A 22,696-nucleotide genomic window follows, 5' to 3' on the forward strand; every position below is an offset into this window, starting at 1 on the left:
GACATGGCGGCTGACCGCGCCAGTCTGTCTGCTTCACTCCAGGGGGTGTCGTAGCGTGGTCACTGGCGGTGATGTGACAGCGGACCTGACTGCCTAATTTGGGGGAGCTACTGCAGCCCACGCCGCCCGGGGTGCAACAGCATTTCTTCAGGCCCGGAACATAAATGAAAACGGGCCTGACACCGGAAAGGCGTCAGGCCCGCGCTTTGCCCAAAGGGCGACGTTTAGAATTCGTAGTTCAGGCCGACTTGCAGTCTGTGGCTCTCGTAGTCACTACCAATCGACCCAGTGTAGCCGCCATAGAAAACAGACCCGCTGGATGCGCTGGACGCCAGCTGCGTTTCAAAGCCCAGCTTGACGTCAACCCAGTCGTCATCAAGCCCCTGGACCGGCAGTGTGGCGCCCGGCAGACCGATAAACCCGCTGCGTACGGCGAAGTCACTGCCCGATGCAAAGGTGTATTCCAGGCCACCGGTAAGCGTGGTGAGCCCCTGGGACCCGGCAAGATCGTATTCACCGCGGAAACCGACCGACCCGAGAACGATGTCGCTGGACAGGCCATCGACGTTCAGGTTCCAGGCGCCTGCGCCGGTTTCGTTAAAGGCGTCAACGGACATGTCATAGTATTCGACCGAGGCCAGCGGCCCCCAACGCAACGCACCAACCTCCTGCATGTACTCAGCTTGCAAGGCGCCAAAGACCTGCGTGCCATCGGTGCTGCCCGTTGCTGTCTGCCCAAGCACATTGCGGCTCGAGTCGTAGGAGCTGTCCTGATAGCCGACCAGGGCCTTGATCATGCCGCCATTGCCGAACCCGAAGCGACCATAGGCCGTCAACGAAACACTGCTGGAGTCCACCCCGCCCAGACCGTTCTGCGCGTCTGCGCTGCCGTCGGCGACCCCCAGGACAGCACCCCAGGCGGTGTTTGCGTTCAGCTGTTTCTCAAGGCCGAGCGACAGCGATGCAATATCGACATCATAGCCGACCGAGGTTGCTGTGGGATCATAAGTGGCCTGACTGCCGTTCAGCGAGAACAACCCGGTCCAGCCCTCTCCCATGTGCCAGGTGTCAAAGCTGCTGTTGCGGGTGACGCTGCCCTCGGCGCCGGTCACGCTTTGTGACGGAATGGCAAAGATCGCATCGACCTGCCCGCGGGATACTTCAAAGCCAAGGTTGGCGAAAGCGGGCGCAAAGCTGTAGCCGGTGCTGGTCAGTGCAATGCTGCGCTGAGCGGCGGTCATGGCCAGCATGTCGGCAATCGCCGTCTGATAGGCCGCCGCATTGCCCAGATCCAGGTAGGGCACATTGGCGGCCCCATCCAGATACCCGGCAAGCTTGAACTCGTAGGCCGAGGTGGCATTGGCAACGATCGGCGCGAATTGAGGTGCAATGCGCAATGTGAATTCACCGTCATCGATGCTGCCCACCGTTACCGTGAAATTCAGGTTTGCATTGCGCAGGTCTTCGATTTCGTCCACCGCAAACAGACCATTGGCCTGCGCCGCGGCGACGATGTCCGCAGGCACCAGACCACCGTCAACATAGCCGAGGTCTGCCACGCTGACGCCCAGTGCTGTCGCCAGTTCAGTCAGGCGCGCGTCGATGTTGGCAGCGGTATCCAGCGTGCCATACGTCCAGCCGCCGTTGGAGAGATCGTTCCATGCCACCAAAGCCGACTCGTCGGTCGGATCATTGTTGTCGTCCCAGAACAGCCCGTCCGGCGTCATCGTGTTGTCGATGAAGGAGTCGCCGAAATTGGCCAGATATTCTGTGTTACTCAAGGCGCCGAAGGTCAGTGCGTCAACGCTAGTGGTCGAGGCCAGGGATGCCCGGCTGCTTGAGAAAAAGCCGATTTCGCCTTCTTGCCCGCCGGCCCCGAACAGCCCGTCTGGCAGCCGTGCGCCAATGCCGATATCCGTCGCGTTGAGATTGAACAGAACAGCGTCCGACGGGGCAAGGGTGCCCATCGCATTGCCATTGGCATCCAAGAGCTGAAGAGAGAAGCCGGTCATCCGGGCGCCGGTGAAGTTGGAGGTCTTACCGAAAGTGAAGTAATCGACGGTCGGGTACGTTGCGCTGGCAACGGTCCGGATGCGCATGTCGAAAGGCGAAGGACCGGTCAGCTGTGTTTTGACACGTTTGCCCGAACCGCCTGCGGAGTCGCAATAGACGCCGTCCTGGCTGGCCATCAGACAGTTGGTCACATCTCCCCGAGAGGTCAAGTTGGAGAAGTCCGTGATGATTTGCTCGAATGGATCCACGTAGGTGAACCCGCCAGATCCATCCGGCACCCGCGTGCGGGTAAAGGTCACCGCCTTCACCCCGGGAGGGTCGATACCCTCATCCGGATCCGCGAAGATCAGGCCGTCGCCGCTGGTTGCGATGAGAGGATCATCAGGCAGTAAATCGGCGGACGCCGCACCTGCAGTCAGTATCAGCAACGCCGCAGGAGCAACCGTCCCCAGCTTCCAGAAATTATTGATGGATCTCATTTTGAGCATGCCCCGTCGATTCTCAATTTTGAAGTATGCAAACTTCAGTGTAACAACTGGCACGGACAATGAATTCGAATATTGATATGTGTCAACCGGGCAGCCAGTAAGACCGCGCGAACGTTGCTACATCACAACAATGGTGATGCCCCCAAATGGATATGCTCTGGCCCGGGGTGCTGTGGCACTACTTCGCCACTGAAGTGTTGTAGAACAGCCAATAGCCTGTCCAGGGGCGCGGATACCGTCAGTGTATGACAGCTTTTGGAAATGGAAACTTATTGCCAGGGGTCATCATCAATCCCTGACTATTTCGTGTTACAGTCGCAAATCAGGGAATTAATGGCGGAGAGACAGGGATTCGAACCCTGGGTTCCCGTGAAGGAACAACGGTTTTCGAGACCGCCCCGTTCGACCACTCCGGCACCTCTCCGCGGGGGGTGAGCGGCGGTTTAATGTTGAATTCTGATGGGCGCAAGGGGGGATTTTCAACTTCTTGAGGGAAAGTCGATTTTTCATTGTCTGTCAGACAATTTCCCATAGATTCGTGGGTATGACACATTCTCTTCTAAAACCGCTGGCGTCGCTTTGTGCTGCGCTGTTCATTGGCGTCTTTGCATCCGGGCTTCTGTCTCCGGCCAGGGCCGCTGACCGTGCTGAAGTGACAGCTTTTCTTGAGGTCACTGGATTCGACGTGGCGCTGGACAGTATTGCGCTCTCCGCCGAAAGCGCGCCCGAGATGCTCGGGCTTGAGGCCGGGGATTTTGGGCAGGAGTGGACCCGTCTGGCCGCCCGTGTCTTTGATACAGACCGGATGCGGGCGCTGGCGCTGGATATTCTTGTTGAAACGCTGGACGACGCGGCGCTGGATCACGCGGCAGCCTTTTACGCCAGCGATCTGGGGCAACGGTTGGTCGCAGCCGAAAATGCAGCCCATATGGTTGAGGATGACGAGACTAAGCAAATCGCCGGGCAGCGCATCATAGCTGATTTGGTTCAGGATGGGGCTGACAGGCTGGGGCTCCTTCAGCGCATGACCAAGGCGGTTGATGCCGCAGATACCGGTGTCAAAGCAATCCAGCAGATCCAGTTCCGGTTCCTGATGGCGGCCAGTGCCGCCGGGGTGATTGATCTGCAATTGGATGCCGACGGTTTGCGGGCCTGGCAGCAGGAGCAGGCGCCGGGCATGCGGATGGCGCTTAGGGCCTCCAGCATGGCGTCATCCGCCTATGCCTATCAGGATTTTTCCGATGAAGAGGTCCGTTCTTATGTACGGGCGCTGGAAACGCCGCTGATGCAAGAGGTCTATGAGCTGCTGAATGCAGTACAGTATGAGATCACCGCCAACCGGTTCGAGGCGCTGGCCTACCAGATGAAGGGGTTGGGGCAGGGCGAAGACATCTAGGCGCGCCAGTTCCGGGCGGCCCTGTCACCCTTTTCCCTCCGGCCCGGCGCACGACATGTATCGGGGCGGCAATCAGTGGTTGACATGAGCCACTTTCTGGATAAAAAGCGCCCATCCCGGCCCGGAATCTCTGTGCCGGGTCTATTTGTAATACGACCCATACAAGGGTCGCGCTGTTCGAGGCGGCGAAGGTTTAAACACCAGATGCCGAAACACCTGAAGTTCAGGGGCCGAAGGACGCGGTTGAAAAAGGAAAGACGCACATGTTTGCGGTCCTCAAGACTGGCGGCAAGCAGTACAAGGTTCAGGCGGGCGACGTGCTCCGCGTTGAGAAACTTGCTGCAGATGCTGGCGAAAAAATCCAGTTCAACGATGTTCTGATGCTCGGTGGCGACGCCCCTGTGGTCGGCGCTCCCTTTGTTGACGGTGCTGCGGTTCAGGCCGAAGTGATCGATCAGATCAAAGGCGAAAAGCTGATCCATTTCGTCAAGCGTCGTCGTAAGCACTCATCCAAGCGCACCAAAGGCCACCGTCAGAAGCTGACTCTGGTCAAGATCACCGACATCCTGGCGTCGGGCGCGGACAAATCCGGCGTAAAAGCTGCAACCGGCAAAGGCGCAACCGCACCTGCCGCTGCTGCTCCGGCCGCCAAGAAAGCCGCAGCACCCGCTGCTGCCGGTTCCGACGATCTGACCAAGCTGACCGGTGTCGGCCCTGCCGCCGCAACAAAGCTGAATGACGCTGGTCTGACCAGCTTCGCACAGATCGCGGCCTTGTCGGCAGACGATATTGCTGCTATCGACGCCATCAAAGTGAAGCCCGAATGGGTTGAGCAAGCCAAAGATCTGGCTAAAGGCTAAGGAGATAGACAATGGCACATAAGAAAGCTGGCGGTTCCTCCCGTAACGGCCGCGACTCAGCCGGTCGCCGCCTTGGCGTGAAACTGTATGGTGGCCAGGCGGCCATCGCAGGCAACATCATCGTACGTCAGCGCGGCACCAAGTTTTGGCCGGGCGAAGGCGTTGGTCTGGGCAAAGATCACACCATCTTTGCAACCACCGACGGTGCTGTGACCTTCCACAAGGGCCTTAAAGGCCGTACCTTTATTTCGGTTCTCCCAGTGGCGGAGGCCGCTGAGTAAGCCGAACCCGAAGTGGCAAAAAATATTGAGGGGATCGGTGATAGAGCCGGTCCCCTTTTTCGTTTTAACCAGTAATCCGCAAATGATGTCCGACGGGCAGGGTGTTCCGGGGTGGTCCCGGAAGGAAACGCTCCCAACCGGACGAATTTGCAGCCCGGGGCTGGCGTCAGGCAGATCAGCACCTATCTTGGTGCTTTCCCGGAAAGGCCGTACCGGTCGCCGATCGACGATTGGTCTTTTGAGGAGGAGCAAGGCAATGAGTTTGGATCAGACAGACCAGCAACCGGTCATCGAGACAGAGCGGTTTTTGCTGCGTCCGCTGCGCAAATCGGACGCGGGTCTGATCGCGCATTACGCAGGGGATGAACGGGTGGCGCGGATGACCACCTCGATCCCGCATCCGTTGCCCCCCGGCGCTGTCGAGGCCTATGTGGCCCGCGCCAAGGCGCCGGACCGCGAGGAGGACATATGGGCCATCGACGGCACCCCGTCGGGCGGAGATGAGCTGAAGGGCGTGATCGGGCTGAAGCGGATGGACCGCAACCAGTCCGAAGTTGGGTTCTGGATCGCACCGGCGTTCTGGAACACCGGCTTGGCTTCCGAAGCCCTTGAGGCGCTCGTGCAGGCCAACCCCTTGGGCAATGCAGCGATGTTTGCCTCGGTGTTTCAGGACAATCCGGCCTCGGCCCGGGTCCTGATCCATTGCGGGTTCGAATATCTTGGTGATGCAGAGACTTTCTGCGTGGCCCGGGACTCGACCGTGCCGACCTGGACCTACAGCCGAAAACAGTGATTGGCGGCTCTTCCCCAATGGGATAAGCCAATCGCAAAACCATGGCATGGGGTGCTCAATGCCCCTGTCCACAATCGAAAGCTGCGGAGCCGCCGCCTGGCGATCTGCACGAAGGAGCTGACATGAAATTCCTCGATCTGGCAAAGGTCTATATTCGCTCCGGCGCAGGCGGGAACGGGTGTATCAGCTTCCGGCGTGAGAAATACATCGAACACGGTGGTCCCGATGGCGGCGACGGTGGCAAGGGCGGTTCGGTCTGGGTTGAGGCCGTGGACGGGCTCAACACCCTGATCGATTTTCGCTATCAGCAACACTTCTTTGCCAAGAACGGCCAGTCCGGTATGGGGCGTCAGCGCACCGGCAAGGATGGCGATGATATCATCCTGCGGGTGCCGGTCGGCACCGAAATTCTGGATGAGGATGAAGAGACCGTACTGGCGGATATGACCGAACTCGGTCAACGTGTGCTGCTGGCCAAGGGCGGCAATGGCGGCTTTGGCAACCTGCATTTCAAAACCTCGGTGAACCAGGCGCCGCGCCGTGCAAATCCCGGTCAGGAAGGCGTCGAGCGCACCATCTGGCTGCGACTGAAACTGATCGCGGATGCCGGCCTGCTGGGTTTGCCGAATGCGGGAAAATCGACCTTCCTGTCGGCGACCTCCAACGCGCGGCCCAAGATTGCCGATTATCCCTTTACCACCCTGCATCCGAACCTTGGCGTGGTTGGCGTTGATAACGCAGAGTTCGTGGTTGCCGATATTCCGGGCCTGATCGAAGGCGCCCATGAGGGACGCGGGATCGGTGACCGGTTCCTGGGCCATGTGGAACGCTGCGCGGTGCTGCTGCATCTGGTGGATGGCACCTCGGAAACGCTGGTTGAGGATTACCATACCATCGTTGGAGAGCTCGAAGCCTATGGCGGCGAGTTGGCGGAAAAGCCCCGGATTACTGCGCTGAACAAGGTGGACGCGCTGGATGACGAGGAGCGCGCCGAGGCGCATGCCGCCCTCGAGGCGGCCGTCGGCGGGCCGGTGCATCTGATGTCTGGCGTCAGCCGCCACGGGTTGACCGACGTGCTGCGCACCCTTCGCAGCCAGATCAAAGAGGATCGCCTGCGTCTGAAACCCGAGGAAGAGGAAGAGACGTGGCAGCCCTGAGCGACGCCCGGCGCATCGTCATCAAGATCGGCTCGGCGCTGTTGGTAGACCGAGCCAGCGGTCAGCTGCGCTCTGGCTGGCTGCATTCCCTTGCCAATGACGTGGCTTGGCTGAAATCGCTGGGCAAGGATGTGGTGATCGTTTCCTCCGGCTCGATCGCGCTGGGGCGCGGGGTGCTCGATCTGCCGCGCCGCGAATTGCCGCTGGAGCAATCGCAGGCTGCTGCTGCCGTGGGCCAGATCCGCCTTGCTCGTGCCTATGAGGAAGCGCTGGCACCGCATGGGATCACCACCGCGCAGGTGCTGGTCACGCTGGAGGACAGTTCGGACCGGCGCAGGTACCTGAATTCCCGGGCGACGCTGGAAACCCTGATTGGTCTGGGCGCGGTGCCCATCGTCAACGAGAATGACACCATCGCCACCGACGAGATCCGTTATGGCGACAACGACAGGCTGGCGGCGCAGGTCGCTGTAACCGTCGGCGCAGATACGCTGGTCCTGTTGTCGGATGTCGATGGGTTCTACAGCGCCAACCCCGCGATCGATCCCGAGGCCCGCCGGTTCGACCGGATCGAAGAGATCACACCCGAGATCGAAGCCATGGCCGGCGACGGGGTGTCGGGCCTGTCCAAAGGTGGCATGATAACCAAATTGATGGCGGCCAAGATGGCCACGGCGGCCGGTTGCGCCATGGTGATCACTGAAGGTTCGGCCCTTAACCCGCTGAAAGCGCTAGAGGACGGTGCTCCCTGCACCTGGTTCGTGGCGCAGGGCGATCCGCAAGCCGCGCGCAAACGCTGGATCGCAGCGATGAAGACGCGCGGCGTGATCACGATTGACGAAGGGGCCGCCAACGCCCTGATGAACGGCAACAGCCTGCTGCCTGCCGGGGTGCGCTATGTAGAGGGGGACTTTGGCCGCGGGGAACCGCTGGCCATCCTCGGCCCAGACGGGCGCAAACTGGGACAGGGCTTGTCGCGCTATACCGGTGACGAGGCCCGCGCCATTCAGGGGCGCCAGTCGGCCGAGATCGAAGCGACGCTTGGCTATCCGGGCCGGGCCGCATTGATCCACCGAGACGACATCGCCTTCTGATCTTCTTCTATATGGAATTTCCCTCGCGGTTCGCAGTAGTCTGTGACCCGAGGACGTCAAAGGCATGATACCGATGAAAGACACCGATGATATTCAGGCTCTGATGGCTGAGCTTGGCAAAAATGCAAGGAAAGCTGCGGAAAAACTAGCCACAGCCAGTGCCGAACGCAAGGAAAAGGCCCTTCTGGCCGCAGCAGATGCGGTCTGGCAGCAGCGTGATCAGATCATTGCCGCCAATGAAAAGGATATGGAGTTCGGGCGCTCTAAAGGGCTTTCGCCGGCCATGATGGACCGGCTGATGCTGGATGAGGCGCGTATTCAGGGCATCGTCGACGGTCTGCGCGCCGTGGCAGGTCAGAGTGATCCCGTGGGTGAGGTTCTGGAGGAATGGACGCAGCCCTCTGGCCTTCGGATCCAGCGGGTCCGGACCCCTCTTGGCGTGATCGGAGTGATCTATGAAAGCCGTCCCAATGTGACAGCGGATGCCGGCGCGCTGTGCCTGAAATCCGGCAATGCGGTGATCCTGCGCGGCGGCTCCGAAAGCTTCCATTCGGCGCGCGCCATCCATGCCTGCCTTGCCGAAGGTCTGAAGGCGGCGGATCTGCCGGAAACCGCGGTGCAGTTGGTGCCGACCCGTGACCGCGCGGCGGTGCAGGAATTGCTGACCATGACCGATTATGTCGACGTGATCGTGCCCCGCGGCGGCAAAGGGCTGGTTGGGCTGGTGCAGCGCGAAGCGCGGGTGCCGGTCTTTGCCCATCTCGAAGGCATCGTGCATATCTATCTCGACAAATCCGCCGACCCGCAAAAGGCGCTGGACGTGGTGCTGAACGCCAAAACCCGGCGAACCGGGATCTGCGGCGCCGCCGAATGTCTGCTGATCCATCAGGACATCGCCGAAACCATCGGCAAGGATGTCCTGACTGCCTTGGCTACAGCTGGCGTCGAAATCCACGCTGAGGAAGGTCTGCCTGGCCCCGGGAACATGGTTGTCGCCACAGCCGAGGATTGGGGTAAGGAGCATCTGGACGCCATCATCTCGGCCCGTCAGGTCGCCGATATCGACGAGGCAATCGCCTATATCCGGACGCATCATTCCCAGCATACCGATTGCATCCTGACCGAGGATGAGGCGGCGGTGGATCAGTTCTTTGCCGAACTCGACAGTGCCATCCTGATGCACAATGCCTCGACCCAGTTTGCCGATGGTGGTGAGTTCGGCATGGGCGCGGAAATCGGTATCGCAACCGGCAAGATGCACGCCCGTGGCCCGGTGGGCGCGGCGCAGTTGACCAGTTTCAAATATCTGGTGCGCGGCGACGGAACCACGCGCGCCTGAGGTCCAAATGAAACGCAAAACGCCACCCGCTGGGGTGGCGTTTTCTATTCTAAAAATCGTTTGAATCAGAAGAAGATCGAAATCTTTTCCAGCGCCTGCTCGACCTTCAGGTCCCGCTCTGCCTGCTTTGCAGCGTAGGGCAGCATCGCGAACTGGACCTGCGCGGGGGAGATCTTTACCTCTGCGTTGTCATCGCTGAGGCGCGCCCAGAGCGCATCATCCACATTCAGTTTCGGACCTTCGCCGATGACGGTCCAGTGCCCATCCGCGCAAAGCACGGTGATGGTACCGCCATAGGGCAGGGCACTTTCCAGGCAGAGCGCGGCAAGGAAGGCCATGCGGACCTCACTGCGGCTGGATCCTTCGAGAGGGGCCCATTGGTAGCTGAGCCGCCCGCCCTTGCTGACGTCATCCAGAACCGAAACAACCTCGGCGCGGCCCATCTGCTGATCACCTGCGGCGCCAAAGGCAATGCGGAAAAACCGGATGCGGGCATTGGCATTGGTCACGCTGTCGGAAATCAGCTCCATCTCGGGACCGGACACTTCGCCTGACATTCCAAGCAGTTCAAGGCCGTTGTTGATGGCGCCGATAGGGCTGATAAGATCGTGGCAGATCCGCGACCCTATCAATGCAGGCAGATCTTCATTATCTACAGCCATGTAATATCCTCCGAATTGGGCCAATTCAAATGACTGACCTCAATGCAATCCTTTCGCCGGGCATGTACGTCAAACACCCGGAACACCCGGAATGGGGGCTCGGGCAGGTACAGTCCAATGCCGCAGGCAAAATCACCGTCAATTTTCGGGACCAGGGCAAGCTCGTGTTCGATGGACGCCAAGTGGCCCTTGTTCCAGTGTTTGAGCCATAATGGTTTACGGCCAGTTAATAAACCCATTTCGGTTTTGTTAAACTCTTGCCTGTTTCAAAGCAGATACGCTATCTGCAGGGCAGCTTCGACCACCGAGAATTCCGATGCCTGACACCCCTTCCGACTTCTCTGTGCGCCTGGCCCGGACCGAAGAAGATCTGCGCGCGGCGCAGGCACTGAGGTATCAGGTTTTTGTGACCGAACTGGGCGGAGATGGGGAGCTTGTCGATCACGTGGCCGGGCTTGAACGCGACCGGTTCGATCCGTTTTTCGATCATATGCTGCTAACTGATACCAACAGTGATCAGGTGGTGGGCGTTTACCGCCTGCTGACCAGTGATCGCGCAGCTGAGGTTGGGCAGTTCTATTCTGAGGATGAATATGATCTGACACCGCTCAAATCCTCGGGCCGCAGGTTGCTGGAACTGGGCCGGTCCTGCCTGCACCCGGAGTATCGCGGCGGCGCGGGGATGTTCCACCTGTGGAACGGTCTTGCGCAATACGTTGCCGAGCATGAGATAGAGGTTCTGTTTGGCGTCGCCAGCTTCCCCGGTACCGACGCGCAGGAACTGGCTGCCCCTTTGACGATGCTGCATCACAACCATCTTGCGCCGCCGGATCTGCGGGTGCGTTCGCGCGTTTACCAGCCAATGGATCTAATTGATCCGCAGCAACTGGACCGGCGCAAGGCGATGGTGGATATGCCAGCGCTGATCAAGGCCTACCTGCGTCTGGGCGGTTTTGTCGGCGACGGCGCATTTGTTGACCACACATTCAACACCACGGACGTCTGTCTGGTTCTGGATACCGAGCGGATGAACGCGCGTCAGAAACGGATCTATACCGGCGGCGGGGGCGCGTGAGCGTGCGATGAGCCCGGTCTGGTACAGTGATGAGGCGCCTGATCCGGTGCGGATCGGTCCGCTCGGGTGGATGCTGGTCTGCGTCAGGGTCTTGGTGCTTGGGACGCTGGTATTCGGCGGGCTGCTTGTTCTGCTTCTGGTACGGCTGATCGAATATCCGCTGTGTGGGCTGCACCGACCCGTGACGCCTTTCATTACCCAATTCGTCTGCCGCAATGCCTTCCGGGTGCTGGGTATGGGGTTTTCCACCACCGGCGCCCTCATGCAGCAGCGCGGGGCCGTCGTGGCCAACCATACGTCCTGGCTGGATATTTTCGCCCTCAACGCGCGCAAGCGGATTTATTTCGTCTCCAAGGCCGAGGTCGCAGGGTGGCCCGGCATCGGTTGGCTGGCGCGGGCGACCGGAACCGTGTTCATCGACCGCAACCCCAAGAAAGCCAAAGAGCAAACCCTGCTGTTCGAAGAGCGCCTGAAGGCCGGGCACAAGCTGTTGTTCTTTCCTGAAGGCACCTCGACCGATGGCCTCAGGGTTTTGCCATTCAAAACAACACTCTTCGCCGCGTTCTTTAGTGACCACCTGCGCGATTTCATGCATGTTCAGCCGGTATCGGTGGTGTTCTTCGCCCCCAGCGGTGCGCCGGACCGGTTCTATGGCTGGTGGGGAGATATGGAGTTTGGGCCGCATCTGCTGAAGACCCTCGCCGCAACCCGACAAGGCCGAGTTGAGCTGATGTACCACCCGCCGCTACGCGTTGCTGATTTTGCAAATCGCAAAGATCTGGCGGCGGCTTGCGAGGCTCAAGTGCGCGCAGGCCATGAGCAGTTGCGGGAAGAGGCAGCGAAATAAGCCTTGCGCCCCTGTCAAAGGTGACTTATACGCGCGCCATCGAACCCGCAGGCGGGGTTTGGGCCGATTTGGGGGAGACATCCCCAACGGCCCGCCGGTTGGAGCATACGCTCTGAGACCCCCGCCGAGGATTAAACCGGAAAAGGAAAAGATAGCATGGCTCTTCCCGAGTTCACCATGCGTCAGCTGCTCGAAGCTGGCGTTCACTTCGGCCACCAGACTCAGCGCTGGAACCCGCGCATGTCGCCCTTTATCTATGGCGCGCGCAACGGCATCCACATCATGGACCTCACCCAGACCGTTCCGATGCTGGACCAGGCGCTGCAGGTTGTTCGTGACACCGTTGCAAAAGGCGGCCGTATCCTGTTCGTCGGCACCAAGCGTCAGGCGGCTCAGCCGATTGCAGACGCGGCAGAGAAGTCGGCTCAGTACTACATGAACCACCGTTGGCTGGGCGGCACGCTTACCAACTGGAAAACCGTTTCCCAGTCGATCAACCGCCTGAAGGAAATCGACGAGAAGATGGAAACCGGTGCTGAAGGCCTCACCAAGAAAGAGCGCCTGGGCATGGAACGTGACCAGACCAAACTGCAGGCCTCGCTCGGCGGGATCCGCGAAATGGGCGGCGTGCCGGACCTGCTGTTCGTCATCGACGTGAAAAAAGAAGCGCTGGCCATCGCCGAAGCCAAGAAACTGGGTATCCCGGTTGTGGCAATCGTCGATACCAACTGCTCGCCCGATGGCGTTGACTACATCATCCCCGGCAACGACGACGCATCCCGCGCCATCGCTCTGTACTGCGATCTGGTTGCCCGCGCCGCGCTGGACGGCATGTCCGCACAGCTGGGTGCAGCTGGTGTTGACCTTGGCGCCCTGGAAGAAGCTCCCGAAGAGGAAGCTGTTTCCGAGGAAGCTCAGGCCTGATCCTGCCTGTCACAGATTTGACATCAGGGGCAGGGTATTTCCTGCCCCAATTCCGTTTCGATTTGAGGAGAGCCTAACATGGCAATCACAGCAGCACTCGTGAAAGAACTGCGCGACTCGACCGGCGCCGGCATGATGGACGCCAAAAAAGCGCTGACCGAAACCAATGGCGACATGGAAGCGGCCGTCGACTGGCTGCGCACCAAAGGTCTCGCCAAAGCCGCCAAGAAATCCGGCCGCACCGCAGCCGAAGGCCTGGTCGCTGTCGTCGTCGAAGGTGGCAAGGGCGTCGCCGTTGAAGTGAACTCGGAAACCGACTTCGTTGCGAAGAACGGCGAATTCCAGGAAATGGTTGCCGGCATCGCCAAGGCAGCTTTGAACGTTGATGACGTCGACGGTCTGAACGCGGCCGATCTGGGTGGTAAATCCGTTGCCGACACCCTGACCGACAAGATCGCCACCATCGGCGAAAATATGACCCTGCGCCGGATGGCCAAGATCGAAGGCGAAACTGTTGTGTCCTACGTGCACAACGCTGCCGCTGACGGCATGGGCAAAATCGGTGTCCTGGTTGCAATGACCGGTGGCGACGAAGCCTTTGGCAAGCAGGTTGCAATGCACATCGCCGCGGTTAACCCCGCTGCCCTGAGCGAAGCTGATATGGACCCGGCGGTTGTCGAGAAAGAGAAGCAAGTTCAGATGGACATCGCCCGTGAATCCGGCAAGCCGGAGCAGGTGATCGAGAAGATGATCGTTGGCCGCATGAAGAAATTCGTTGCGGAATCGACCCTGCTGAACCAGCAGTTCGTCGTGAATCCCGACCTGACCGTCGAGGCCGCTGCCAAGGAAGCTGGCGCCACCGTGACCGGTTTCATCCGTGTTGAGGTTGGTGAAGGCATCGAAGTCGAAAAAGAAGATTTCGCAGCTGAAGTCGCAAAAGCGGCTCAGGGCTAATCTGCCTAGACAGACTTTTAAGGGGCCGGTGGGGAAACCTACCGGCCTTTTTTGCGTTTCTGGAGCACTTTGATGGGGTAGAGGATCGTGTCTCAGAGCGAGGAACGTCTGAGCCAGCCCAGGGCGAATAGGGGATGTGATCGGGGAATATGGGGCCCCACTGATAGGGATGGATGGGACCCCAAAAACATGATCACCGACGCTGAGTATAAGCGTCGGCAACCACACAGGTCGGAGAGCCTTGGTATTACAAGGGTCGTTTCCCAAAGTTCCTAGGCTAAAGCCACCACTCACGGAACATTTACAGACTGCGTTTTTTTGTACGAAATCGGTAGTAGTGTATTCCTTACCTATTTGACGCTCTTTAGCGTCTGGCAGGCTTAAACCTCCCTAGCGGAAACTCACAATAGGCAGGCCGGGTAGGGGGATGCCGTCAGGTTTCCATCACATACATCTGGTTGTGCAAGGCTGCCTTGAGTACGGCCTGGGCCGTTGTCTCCACCGCCAGCGCGTCCCGGGCCAGGCGCAGGTGCTTTTCGACCGTGGCCGGGGTCAGGCCCATGAGGATCGCGATGTCCTGCGTCGTCTTGCCATCTCCGACCCATTGCAGCGCTTCCCGTTGCCGTTTGGTGAGGGCCCGGTTCGGAGGGCTATAGGGCAGGGTGAGGATTTTCAGATGCGCCACGTTGTTCATAAGGATGATATCGCTGCCGTGTTCAACCCAGATCGCATCGACCTCGTCCTGCGACAGCTCACTGCGCGCAGCGAGAGAGATCGCACCTTTGAAACGCGCCGAATTGGAGTGAAAGCTGACCGTATAGCCCGCGTTCATCTTCATCTTTCTGTTGAACTCCAGCACCCGTTCGCCATCTGGGCCAAGCTCACCATTCTCGATCATCTTCTGAATCAGATGCCAGCTGCCGGCGCCTTCGTTTTCCAGTGCCCAGCGCAGCATCGGCGCGCTGGAATAAAGGCCCCGGTGCAGGAACCCGTTCAGATACTCCGGCGAATGGTTGGACAGCACGACAAAATCTTCCGGATCCCCCAGAGAGGTTTCTGTCTTGTAGCGAGTGTATCCGTAAATCAGCCTGTCAAATTCGAACTTTGCCATCTGATCCACGTGCCCATGCCACAGCTCTTCGAGCGTCTTGGCCCCGCACACGAAATGCAGATAGTCAGAAAGGTTCATTCAGGCTCCGCCTCTCGTTCAAAATGCTTGGCCAGGGCATCGATGGCAAACAAATACCCCTGTGTTCCAAAACCGCAAATCTGGCCGATGACGGCACGCGAGATAAATGACCTGTGGCGAAACTCTTCGCGGGCGTGGATGTTGGATAGGTGGACCTCCACGGCCGGAATTTCAACCGAAAAGAGAGCGTCCATTAGTGCAATTGACGTATGCGTGTACGCGCCAGCGTTCAGGATGATCCCGGAATGGGTGCCGCGCGCCGCATGAATGGCATCCAGCAACACACCTTCGTGATTGGATTGCAGGCAGACAGCCTCAAGACCCTGCGCTCTGGCATGGGCAACGCAGGCCGCTTCGGCCATTTCCAGAGTTTCCCGTCCGTAGACTTCCGGCTGGCGCGTCCCCAGAAGATTAAGATTCGGACCATTGAGGATCAGAATACTGCGCATCGCATCATCCTTGTGCAGTTCATGTCCCGGAAACTACAGGAGAACTTTATTAAAAGCGACGGCGTATATGCGCCTTTTTGAACGTGTTCCTACTTTGTTACAGAGAGTTTACTTGGGGGAAGGTGCAGCGCCATCATCCGGCCTCCTGTGGTGCTGCACCCCAAATGTTAATCGTTGGTCAGGACGATTTTGCCCAGCGCCTTGCGGTCCTGCACAAGGTTCAGCGCAGTGGCAGCATCCTGCATCTTCAGGGTTTCGCTGATACGTGGTTTGATCTTGCCCTGCTCGTAAAGGGCGAACAATTCAGCCATGTTTTCTGCATGGCCCTTGGGGTCACGATAGACAGAGGCCCCCCAGAACACGCCTACGATATCACAACCTTTGAGAAGCGGCAGATTCATAGGGATTTGCGCGATGCCGGCCGGGAAGCCAACGACCAGAAACCGGCCTTCCCAGGCCATTGCCCGCAAGGCTGGTTCCGAATAGGCGCCGCCCACGGAGTCATAGACCACATCGACACCATCTTTTCCCGACAAGGATTTGATCTGAGACGAAAACTCTTTCTGCTGGCCCTTGTCGAGGCTGCGACCGTAGACCAGCGTTTCATCCGCTCCAACCTCGCGGCAGAAGGCAGCCTTGTCGTCCGAAGACACCGCCGCGATCACCTTGGCGCCCATCGCTTTGCCCAGTTCGATGGCAGCCACGCCGACACCGCCGGCAGCCCCCAGGATCAAAAGGCTTTCGCCCGGTTTCATATGCGCGCGGTCCTTCAGCGCGTGATAGGATGTGCCGTAGGTAAAAACGAAACAGGCGGCGTCCTCAAACGGCATCGCATCGGGAATGCGGATCGCCTGCGCTGCGTCGATGCAGCGATGGGTCGCAAATCCACCATGGCCTGTCAGTGCCAGAACCCTATCCCCAATGGCGTAGCCTTCGACACCCTCACCAATGGCGGCGACCACTCCGGCGATTTCACCGCCAGGCGCAAAGGGGCGCGGGGGCTTCATCTGATAGAGGTCCTGAATGATCAGCGTGTCGGGGAAATTGACGCCGGCGGCACGGATTTCTACCAACAATTCCCCCTTGGCGGGCGCCGGGTCCGGTAGCTCCGTCCATGTCAGACTCTCGGGTCCGCCGGGCTCGATGCTGAGCATTGCTTTCATGTTTTTTCCTCTTCCCACCAGTGTCAGATGCCAAAATTACGTAAAGTCTTGGGGCTGTCTGGAGCGTTGTCAATGGAATAGCGAAATGCAATTCTGCTATGTGAAACATCACGAGCCGAGTGGAACCATGGGGGGAGATCATGACCACGAGTACACAGCCGGAGTTTGCGGATACACCTGAGTTTCGCAAGCAAATCCGGGCATGGCTGGAGGAGAATTGCCCCGACGACATGCGCGATGGCGCCAGTGGCGAAGGTGCCATCTGCTGGGGCGGCAAGACTTGGGAGTTTTCCTCTCCCGCCCAGAAACTCTGGCTGGATCGCTGCGCTGCTGCCGGACTGACGGTTCCAACCTGGCCGCGTGCCTATGGCGGCGCAGGCCTGTCCCGAGCGCAGGACAAGATCCTGAAAGAGGAGATGGCCGAGCTAGGCGCGCGCTCACCCCTTGATAGTTTCGGAATCTGGATGCTTGGTCCGGCCCTTTTGAAGTTCGGCAGCGAAGAGCAGAAGCAAACCTACCTGCCGCCCATTGCGCGCGGTGAAATCCGTTGGTGTCAGGGTTATTCTGAGCCGGGCGCGGGTTCTGATCTTGCTGGGGTTCAGTCACGGGCCGAGGATCGAGGCGATCACTGGCTGGTCAATGGGCAGAAGATCTGGACCTCTTACGCGGACAAGGCCGATTGGATCTTTGCACTGCTGCGCACCGACCGCGACGCGCCCAAGCATAAGGGCATTTCCTTTATCCTGATGGATATGAGTTCAAAAGGGGTTTCGACCCGCCCGATCCGGCTGATTTCCGGCGCCTCGCAATTTTGCGAAACCTTCTTTGATGACGTTGAGGTGCCGAAATCTCAGGTAGTCGGGGACGTGAATCGGGGCTGGGACGTGGCCAAATACCTGCTGACCCACGAACGCGAGATGATCAGCGCCGGCGGGCAGACCATGGGCGCGGGCCGGGCGCTGGGAGCGGTTCTGGCCGATGCGGAAACCGGCCAAAGCGATCCGGTGCTGCGCGCCGACGCGATGCGCACGGAAGTCGACGCATTGGCGATGGAGATGACGCTGGAACGCTACAAGGATCAGGCCGAAGGCGGGCAGGGCGTCGGTGATGCCTCTGCCATGCTGAAATATGCCGGAACCGAGCTCAACAAACGCCGACTGGAACTGGTGATGGCCGCAGGCGGCAGCGATGCGCTGGACTGGGATGACGGGCGCGCGCCCTCCTGGCTGCGCACCAAGGCGAACTCGATCGAGGGCGGCACCTCCGAGGTGATGCTGTCGATCATTTCCCGCCGCATTCTGGGGCTTCCGGGGTAAGACTGATGCTGAAACTCATTCAAACTGAAGAAGAAATCATGCTGCAGGAAGCCGCCCGGGGGCTTTTGGACAGATCCGCTCCAGTCTCGCGCCTGCGGGAGTTGCGCGACGCCAACCAGACCCGCGACGATGCCCTATGGCAGGAAATGGTCGATGCGGGCTGGGCCGGGATCCTGGTCCCGGAAAGCGCAGGCGGCGCTGACATGGGGCACGCCGCCGCCCATGTGCTGGCAGGTGAAATGGGCCGGACGCTTGCCGTCAGCCCGTTCCTGAGCACAGCCGTCATGGCGGCGACGGTTTTGCGGCGGCTTGATGATCCACGATGTCAGGCTGCGCTGGCGCAGATTGCCAGCGGCGCGCGGACCTATGCCATTGCTGTCGATGAAGGCTCAAAGTTCAACCCGGAGCGCATTGAGCTCACTGCAGAAAAACGCGGCAACGGCTACGTCCTGAAGGGTGAAAAACGCTTCGTCGTGGATGGAGGCAATGCCGATCACGTGCTGGTTCTGGCGCAAAGCGAGGACGGCCCGTGCCTGTTTGATCTGCCTGCTGACCGCGCGGGGCTGAGGCGCAATGTATCCGCAATGATCGACAGTCGCGATGCGGCGCGGCTGGAGTTCGATGACGTTGCGGTGTCCGGCGACGAGTTGCTGGGGGCTGCCGGGGATGGCGCGGCGCTGTTGCGATATGGGCTGGAGGCCGGGCAGGCTGCGCTTGCCGCCGAAAGCACCGGGCTGGCGCAGGCGGCCTTTGCCATGACCACCGAATACCTGAAAGAGCGCAAGCAGTTCGGTGTCACCATCGCCAGTTTTCAAGCTTTGCAACACCGCGCCGCGCATCTGTGGTGCGAGATCGAGCTGACAACTTCGGCCGTGCTGCAGGCGGGCCGGATGCTGGACGCCGATCCCGAGGCTGCCACACTCGCCGTATCGGTGGCCAAGGCACGCGCCACAGATACTGCGCAGTTGGCGGCGCGCGAAGGTGTGCAGATGCACGGCGGGATTGGCATGACCGACGCCTATGACATGGGATTTTACATGAAACGCGCCCGCGTCGCGGCAGAGTGGCTGGGTGATTACGGCTACCACGCTGCGCAGGTGGCGCGGCTGCGCGGATTTTAAAGGATACGATATGATGGATCTGTTTTCACTGGAGGGCAAAACGGCCCTGATCACCGGCGGCGCCACAGGCATTGGCCGGATGGCAGCCGAAGCGATGGTGCGGGCCGGGGCACGGGTGCTGATCGCATCGCGCAAAGGCGACGCCTGCGTCGCGGTCGCAGAAGAGTTGAACGCGATGGATGCGCCGGGATCGGCTGAAGGTTTTGCCGCCGATATCGGCACAGTCGAAGGGATCGATGCGCTGGTCGAGGAAATCAAGGCCCGCACCCCCGCTCTGCATATCCTGATGAACAATTCCGGGGTGACCTGGGGCGCGCCGCTGGGGCAGTTTCCCCATAAGGCCTGGGAAAAGGTGATGTCGGTCAACGTCGCAGGGGTCTTCGATCTGACACAAAAACTGCTGCCGCTGCTGATTGCCTCCTCGGATGCGGATGATCCGGCGCGGGTGATCAACGTCGGTTCGGTCATGGGAGAAATCCCGATGGGTGATGGCGCCTACAGCTATGCCGCGTCAAAGGCCGCGGTGATCCATATGTCCAAAATCCTGGCTAAGGAGCTGGCCCATCAGCACGTCACCGTCAATGCGCTGGCACCGGGGCCGTTTGTGTCGCGGATGACCGCCTTTGCCACTGGCGATGAGGAGAAGCGTGAAAAGGTCGGCAATGATGTGCCGCTGGGCCGCGTCGGGCGGGACGATGACATCGCCGGCTGCGTGCTGTTTCTGGCCGGGCGCGGTGGGTCCTACGTCACCGGCGCAGTGATCCCCGTATCCGGCGGTATCAATGTGATGTCGGGGCACAACCTGTTCCAAAGCGCGCTCGACTAACACATAAAAACAAAGACTTGAGGTTAAAAGATGACTGACGCCACCTGGTCCCGGAATGAGGATCACCTGCCTGCCGCCCTGCGTGGATTGCGAATCCCGTTGATCGCATCGCCGCTGTTTATCATTTCGGTGCCGGAGCTGGTGATCGCCCAGTGCAAGGCTGGGATCATCGGGGCCTTTCCGGCGCTGAACGCACGCGAAGCTGAGGGCGAGCCGCCATTACTGGAGGCCTGGCTGAAGCAGATCACCGAAGAGCTGGACCGCCACAATCAGGAAAACCCGGACCGTCCGGCAGCGCCCTTTGCCGTCAATCAGATCGTGCACCGGTCCAACACCCGGTTGGAACGGGATCTGGAGATTTGCACCCGCTGGAAAGTACCGGTCTGGATCACCTCGCTTGGCGCGCGCCCCGAGGTGAACGAGGCAGCACATTCCTGCGGCGGCGTGGTGCTGCACGATGTGATCAACAACCGCTTTGCCAAGAAGGCGATCGAAAAAGGCGCCGACGGTCTGGTGGCCGTGGCCGCCGGTGCCGGCGGCCACGCCGGGCAGCAATCGCCCTTCGCCCTGATCCGCGAGATCCGCAGCTGGTTCGATGGTCCGCTGGCCTTGTCGGGCGCCATTGCAACCGGCGAATCCCTGCTGGCCGCGCGTGCCATGGGTGCCGACTTCGGCTATGCCGGCTCACCCTTTATCGCCACGCATGAGGCAAACGCCCAAAGCGAATACAAGGACATGATCGTCGAATCCGGCGCCGAGGATATTGTCTATTCCTCTTTGTTTACCGGGGTTTGGGGGAACTATCTGAAGAAATCCGTGTCCCGGGCTGGTATGGACCCGGACAACCTGCCGACGGCGGATGCCTCCTCGATGAACTTTGGGAGCGGGTCGTCCAAACCAAAGGCGTGGAAAGAAATCTGGGGGTCCGGGCAAGGCATCGGCGCGGTGACCGAGGTTTGCTCGACTGCGGATCTGGTGGACCGTTTCGACCGCGAATACCGCGCCGCAGGGGCGCGGCTGGCGGCAGAGTTTACAGGCTGACCCATGGCAGAAATTCTTGTGGTCCGGCACGGGCAGGCCTCTTTCGGTGCGGACAACTACGATGAGTTGAGCGAAAAGGGCCGCGATCAGGGGCGCCTGTTGGGCGATACCCTGCGGGCGATGGGCTGGACCCCGGATCGCACCATCACCGGCTCTCTGGCGCGGCAGAAACAGACGTTGCAGGAAATGGGATTTGACGTCGCCCCGGAAGAGCATGCAGGCTGGAATGAATATGATTTCCACGATCTGCTGCACAGCCGGTTCGGCGGGCAGGCCCCATCCGAGGTGATCCAGGACCGCAAAACCCATTTTCGCGCGTTGCGCGAAACCCTTGCCGAATGGCAGCAGGGCGGCGTGTCCGGCGCGTCGGAAAGCTGGGCAGAGTTCATCGCCCGGGTTGAGGCCGCGCGTCAACATGCGGCGGATACTGAGGCCGAACGTGTTTTGGTGGTGAGTTCCGGCGGGGTGATTGCCCGGCTTGTCGCCGCAACGTTGCAGGTTCCGGACAGCCAGATGATTGCCCTGAACCTACAGGTCAAGAACACCTCCCTGACCCGGTTCATTTCGGGAAGGGGGAAGTTTTTCCTACATGAATTCAACTCAGTACCGCACTTTCATGATGCAGAGCGCGCAAAGCTGATGAGCTATAGCTGAAGGAGCAAGAGATGAGCAGCGATACCCAGACCCTGGACATTGATGCAATCCGGACTTTTCTTGACGGGCGCCTTCCGGGCTTTGACGGCGCGGTGGAGGTGCAAAAATTCGCAACCGGACAGTCGAACCCGACCTTCCTGCTTAAAACGCCAGCAGGGCAATACGTGCTGCGGCGCAAGCCGCCGGGGGTTCTGCTGAAATCTGCCCATGCGGTGGACCGCGAATTCCGGGTGCAAAAGGCGCTCGCGGATACCGAGGTACCGGTGGCCCGGATGCATCTGCTGTGCGAGGACGACAGCGTGATTGGCTCGGCCTTCTACATCATGGACCACGTTGCGGGGCGCAATTTCACCGATCCGGTGATGGGTGATACCGACTCCGCAACCCGCGGCGCGGTGATCGACGATATGAACCGGGTGCTCGCGGCGCTGCATGACGTCGATGTCGACGCGGTGGGGCTGTCGGACTATGGGCCGCCCGGCAACTATTTCGAACGTCAGCTGGGCCGTTGGACCAAGCAATACAAAGCCTCGGAAACCCGGACCATCCCAGAGATGAACGAACTGATGAAGTCCCTTGAGGAACAGATGCCCGCCGATGACGGTCAGCGCGGTCTGGTCCATGGCGATTACCGCATCGACAATATGATCTTCAGCGCCGATGAGCCGCGCTGCCTTGCGGTGCTGGATTGGGAGCTTTCGACCATCGGACATCCCTATGCCGATCTGGCGGGTGTGATCATGCAGTGGCAGATGCCGCCGGGTCAGGAAGGGCGCGGATTGGCCGGGCTGGATCGGAAGGCACTCGGCCTGCCGTCGGATCAGGAGTTCATCGAGGCCTATTGCCGCCGCCGTGGCCTGCCGGAGATCGACAACTTCGGCTTCTACCTCTCGTTCAGTTTTTTCCGGATGGCGGGCATTCTTCAAGGGGTCCTGAAACGCGCGCTGGATGGCAACGCATCGAACCCGGAACGCGCCCGCAAGTTGGGAGATTTTGTTCCCATCTTCGCGCAAAGTGGACTCAACGCACTGAGCAGCAACAAGTAAGGCGACAC

Annotated in this window: 23 protein-coding genes and 1 tRNA gene; 18 read left to right on the plus strand and 6 right to left on the minus strand. The window is 60.0% G+C overall.

What is annotated here, in order from left to right; all coding sequences use genetic code 11:
- Window positions 1–224: 224 nt before the first annotated feature.
- Window positions 225–2,492 (minus strand): choice-of-anchor F family protein, encoded by a 2,268-nt coding sequence (locus AC5SSZ_RS06695; protein WP_495437676.1) that lies wholly within the window; start codon window positions 2,490–2,492, stop codon window positions 225–227.
- Window positions 2,493–2,835: 343 nt separating this feature from the next.
- Window positions 2,836–2,925 (minus strand) — tRNA-Ser (locus tag AC5SSZ_RS06700).
- 120 nt (window positions 2,926–3,045) lie between these two features.
- On the opposite strand from AC5SSZ_RS06700, the gene AC5SSZ_RS06705 reads away from it, so the two are divergent.
- The 7 genes from AC5SSZ_RS06705 (at window position 3,046) to AC5SSZ_RS06735 (ending at window position 9,421) form a co-directional block, all read left to right on the plus strand.
- Window positions 3,046–3,897 (plus strand): DUF2059 domain-containing protein, encoded by an 852-nt coding sequence (locus AC5SSZ_RS06705; RefSeq protein WP_495437677.1) that lies wholly within the window; start codon window positions 3,046–3,048, stop codon window positions 3,895–3,897.
- 263 nt (window positions 3,898–4,160) lie between these two features.
- Entirely contained in the window at window positions 4,161–4,757 is a 597-nt protein-coding gene (locus tag AC5SSZ_RS06710) for a 50S ribosomal protein L21 (protein WP_065270310.1), read from the plus strand.
- Between the two features lie 11 nt (window positions 4,758–4,768).
- A complete protein-coding gene (gene rpmA / locus AC5SSZ_RS06715) occupies window positions 4,769–5,038 on the plus strand; it encodes a 50S ribosomal protein L27 (RefSeq protein ID WP_065270309.1) in 270 nt (89 codons plus the stop codon).
- Window positions 5,039–5,294: 256 nt separating this feature from the next.
- Window positions 5,295–5,831 carry a GNAT family N-acetyltransferase gene (locus tag AC5SSZ_RS06720; protein ID WP_495437678.1) on the plus strand — a complete coding sequence of 179 codons (537 nt, stop codon included), beginning with the start codon at window positions 5,295–5,297 and terminating at the stop codon, window positions 5,829–5,831.
- Between the two features lie 122 nt (window positions 5,832–5,953).
- Window positions 5,954–6,988 (plus strand): GTPase ObgE, encoded by a 1,035-nt coding sequence (obgE, locus tag AC5SSZ_RS06725; RefSeq protein WP_065270307.1) that lies wholly within the window; start codon window positions 5,954–5,956, stop codon window positions 6,986–6,988.
- The gene (gene proB / locus AC5SSZ_RS06730; RefSeq protein WP_495437679.1) at window positions 6,976–8,082 is read left to right on the plus strand and encodes a glutamate 5-kinase; all 1,107 of its coding nucleotides are present in this window, start codon (window positions 6,976–6,978) and stop codon (window positions 8,080–8,082) included. The genes obgE and proB overlap by 13 nt, the downstream gene beginning before the upstream one ends.
- Before the next feature lie 73 nt (window positions 8,083–8,155).
- Complete coding sequence (locus tag AC5SSZ_RS06735; protein WP_274837249.1) at window positions 8,156–9,421, plus strand: glutamate-5-semialdehyde dehydrogenase; 1,266 nt, start codon at window positions 8,156–8,158, stop codon at window positions 9,419–9,421.
- A 65-nt stretch (window positions 9,422–9,486) separates the two neighbouring features.
- On the opposite strand, the gene AC5SSZ_RS06740 is transcribed toward AC5SSZ_RS06735, so the two are convergent.
- Window positions 9,487–10,083: a histidine phosphotransferase family protein gene (locus tag AC5SSZ_RS06740; protein ID WP_065270304.1), complete on the minus strand. Its 597-nt coding sequence runs from the start codon at window positions 10,081–10,083 to the stop codon at window positions 9,487–9,489.
- 29 nt (window positions 10,084–10,112) lie between these two features.
- Between AC5SSZ_RS06740 and AC5SSZ_RS06745 the strand changes: the two genes are divergently transcribed.
- From AC5SSZ_RS06745 to tsf, 5 genes are all read left to right on the plus strand, one after another.
- Complete coding sequence (locus AC5SSZ_RS06745; protein WP_065270303.1) at window positions 10,113–10,295, plus strand: DUF3553 domain-containing protein; 183 nt, start codon at window positions 10,113–10,115, stop codon at window positions 10,293–10,295.
- Between the two features lie 104 nt (window positions 10,296–10,399).
- Window positions 10,400–11,158 (plus strand): L-ornithine N(alpha)-acyltransferase, encoded by a 759-nt coding sequence (gene olsB / locus AC5SSZ_RS06750; protein WP_495437680.1) that lies wholly within the window; start codon window positions 10,400–10,402, stop codon window positions 11,156–11,158.
- Window positions 11,159–11,165: 7 nt separating this feature from the next.
- Entirely contained in the window at window positions 11,166–12,005 is an 840-nt protein-coding gene (gene olsA / locus AC5SSZ_RS06755; RefSeq protein WP_495437681.1) for a lyso-ornithine lipid O-acyltransferase, read from the plus strand.
- Window positions 12,006–12,161: 156 nt separating this feature from the next.
- Window positions 12,162–12,929, plus strand: a complete 768-nt coding sequence (gene rpsB / locus AC5SSZ_RS06760; RefSeq protein WP_065270300.1) for a 30S ribosomal protein S2 — start codon at window positions 12,162–12,164, stop codon at window positions 12,927–12,929.
- 78 nt (window positions 12,930–13,007) lie between these two features.
- Entirely contained in the window at window positions 13,008–13,883 is an 876-nt protein-coding gene (gene tsf, locus AC5SSZ_RS06765; protein WP_065270299.1) for a translation elongation factor Ts, read from the plus strand.
- A 433-nt stretch (window positions 13,884–14,316) separates the two neighbouring features.
- Here tsf and AC5SSZ_RS06770 read toward each other — a convergent pair whose 3' ends face one another.
- The 3 genes from AC5SSZ_RS06770 to AC5SSZ_RS06780 all read right to left on the minus strand — a co-directional run bounded on the left by AC5SSZ_RS06770 (window position 14,317) and on the right by AC5SSZ_RS06780 (window position 16,684).
- Window positions 14,317–15,072, minus strand: a complete 756-nt coding sequence (locus AC5SSZ_RS06770) for an autoinducer binding domain-containing protein (protein ID WP_274834153.1) — start codon at window positions 15,070–15,072, stop codon at window positions 14,317–14,319.
- A complete protein-coding gene (gene aroQ / locus AC5SSZ_RS06775; protein WP_368996905.1) occupies window positions 15,069–15,521 on the minus strand; it encodes a type II 3-dehydroquinate dehydratase in 453 nt (150 codons plus the stop codon). The genes AC5SSZ_RS06770 and aroQ overlap by 4 nt, the downstream gene beginning before the upstream one ends.
- A gap of 167 nt (window positions 15,522–15,688) precedes the next feature.
- Complete coding sequence (locus tag AC5SSZ_RS06780) at window positions 15,689–16,684, minus strand: NADPH:quinone oxidoreductase family protein (RefSeq protein ID WP_495437682.1); 996 nt, start codon at window positions 16,682–16,684, stop codon at window positions 15,689–15,691.
- Between the two features lie 140 nt (window positions 16,685–16,824).
- Between AC5SSZ_RS06780 and AC5SSZ_RS06785 the strand changes: the two genes are divergently transcribed.
- Genes AC5SSZ_RS06785 through AC5SSZ_RS06810 form a run of 6 tightly spaced genes read left to right on the plus strand, consistent with a single transcriptional unit; the run spans window position 16,825 to window position 22,688 of the window.
- Entirely contained in the window at window positions 16,825–18,000 is a 1,176-nt protein-coding gene (locus AC5SSZ_RS06785; RefSeq protein WP_495437683.1) for an acyl-CoA dehydrogenase family protein, read from the plus strand.
- Window positions 18,001–18,005: 5 nt separating this feature from the next.
- Window positions 18,006–19,121 (plus strand): acyl-CoA dehydrogenase family protein, encoded by a 1,116-nt coding sequence (locus tag AC5SSZ_RS06790; RefSeq protein WP_495437684.1) that lies wholly within the window; start codon window positions 18,006–18,008, stop codon window positions 19,119–19,121.
- A gap of 10 nt (window positions 19,122–19,131) precedes the next feature.
- Complete coding sequence (locus AC5SSZ_RS06795) at window positions 19,132–19,947, plus strand: SDR family NAD(P)-dependent oxidoreductase (protein ID WP_274837072.1); 816 nt, start codon at window positions 19,132–19,134, stop codon at window positions 19,945–19,947.
- A gap of 30 nt (window positions 19,948–19,977) precedes the next feature.
- Complete coding sequence (locus AC5SSZ_RS06800) at window positions 19,978–20,988, plus strand: NAD(P)H-dependent flavin oxidoreductase (protein WP_274839172.1); 1,011 nt, start codon at window positions 19,978–19,980, stop codon at window positions 20,986–20,988.
- Window positions 20,989–20,991: 3 nt separating this feature from the next.
- Window positions 20,992–21,642, plus strand: a complete 651-nt coding sequence (locus AC5SSZ_RS06805) for a histidine phosphatase family protein (RefSeq protein WP_274839173.1) — start codon at window positions 20,992–20,994, stop codon at window positions 21,640–21,642.
- An 11-nt stretch (window positions 21,643–21,653) separates the two neighbouring features.
- Complete coding sequence (locus tag AC5SSZ_RS06810) at window positions 21,654–22,688, plus strand: phosphotransferase family protein (protein ID WP_495437685.1); 1,035 nt, start codon at window positions 21,654–21,656, stop codon at window positions 22,686–22,688.
- Window positions 22,689–22,696 lie beyond the last annotated feature (8 nt).

The organism is Phaeobacter sp. CC-HEC084, assembly GCF_059429255.1.

What these genes read in the sequence shown, in the direction of transcription:
- rpsB (WP_065270300.1), top strand. Translation starts at nt 12,162, where the DNA reads ATGGCTCTTCCCGAGTTCACCATGCGTCAGCTGCTCGAAGCTGGCGTT.
- olsB (WP_495437680.1), top strand. Translation starts at nt 10,400, where the DNA reads ATGCCTGACACCCCTTCCGACTTCTCTGTGCGCCTGGCCCGGACCGAA.
- AC5SSZ_RS06790 (WP_495437684.1), top strand. Translation starts at nt 18,006, where the DNA reads ATGCTGAAACTCATTCAAACTGAAGAAGAAATCATGCTGCAGGAAGCC.
- AC5SSZ_RS06810 (WP_495437685.1), top strand. Translation starts at nt 21,654, where the DNA reads ATGAGCAGCGATACCCAGACCCTGGACATTGATGCAATCCGGACTTTT.
- AC5SSZ_RS06735 (WP_274837249.1), top strand. Translation starts at nt 8,156, where the DNA reads ATGAAAGACACCGATGATATTCAGGCTCTGATGGCTGAGCTTGGCAAA.
- AC5SSZ_RS06740 (WP_065270304.1), bottom strand. Translation starts at nt 10,083, where the DNA reads ATGGCTGTAGATAATGAAGATCTGCCTGCATTGATAGGGTCGCGGATC.
- AC5SSZ_RS06705 (WP_495437677.1), top strand. Translation starts at nt 3,046, where the DNA reads ATGACACATTCTCTTCTAAAACCGCTGGCGTCGCTTTGTGCTGCGCTG.
- AC5SSZ_RS06800 (WP_274839172.1), top strand. Translation starts at nt 19,978, where the DNA reads ATGACTGACGCCACCTGGTCCCGGAATGAGGATCACCTGCCTGCCGCC.
- AC5SSZ_RS06720 (WP_495437678.1), top strand. Translation starts at nt 5,295, where the DNA reads ATGAGTTTGGATCAGACAGACCAGCAACCGGTCATCGAGACAGAGCGG.
- obgE (WP_065270307.1), top strand. Translation starts at nt 5,954, where the DNA reads ATGAAATTCCTCGATCTGGCAAAGGTCTATATTCGCTCCGGCGCAGGC.
- AC5SSZ_RS06695 (WP_495437676.1), bottom strand. Translation starts at nt 2,492, where the DNA reads ATGAGATCCATCAATAATTTCTGGAAGCTGGGGACGGTTGCTCCTGCG.
- AC5SSZ_RS06770 (WP_274834153.1), bottom strand. Translation starts at nt 15,072, where the DNA reads ATGAACCTTTCTGACTATCTGCATTTCGTGTGCGGGGCCAAGACGCTC.
- AC5SSZ_RS06805 (WP_274839173.1), top strand. Translation starts at nt 20,992, where the DNA reads ATGGCAGAAATTCTTGTGGTCCGGCACGGGCAGGCCTCTTTCGGTGCG.
- AC5SSZ_RS06785 (WP_495437683.1), top strand. Translation starts at nt 16,825, where the DNA reads ATGACCACGAGTACACAGCCGGAGTTTGCGGATACACCTGAGTTTCGC.
- AC5SSZ_RS06745 (WP_065270303.1), top strand. Translation starts at nt 10,113, where the DNA reads ATGACTGACCTCAATGCAATCCTTTCGCCGGGCATGTACGTCAAACAC.
- tsf (WP_065270299.1), top strand. Translation starts at nt 13,008, where the DNA reads ATGGCAATCACAGCAGCACTCGTGAAAGAACTGCGCGACTCGACCGGC.
- AC5SSZ_RS06710 (WP_065270310.1), top strand. Translation starts at nt 4,161, where the DNA reads ATGTTTGCGGTCCTCAAGACTGGCGGCAAGCAGTACAAGGTTCAGGCG.
- AC5SSZ_RS06795 (WP_274837072.1), top strand. Translation starts at nt 19,132, where the DNA reads ATGATGGATCTGTTTTCACTGGAGGGCAAAACGGCCCTGATCACCGGC.
- AC5SSZ_RS06780 (WP_495437682.1), bottom strand. Translation starts at nt 16,684, where the DNA reads ATGAAAGCAATGCTCAGCATCGAGCCCGGCGGACCCGAGAGTCTGACA.
- olsA (WP_495437681.1), top strand. Translation starts at nt 11,166, where the DNA reads ATGAGCCCGGTCTGGTACAGTGATGAGGCGCCTGATCCGGTGCGGATC.
- rpmA (WP_065270309.1), top strand. Translation starts at nt 4,769, where the DNA reads ATGGCACATAAGAAAGCTGGCGGTTCCTCCCGTAACGGCCGCGACTCA.
- aroQ (WP_368996905.1), bottom strand. Translation starts at nt 15,521, where the DNA reads ATGCGCAGTATTCTGATCCTCAATGGTCCGAATCTTAATCTTCTGGGG.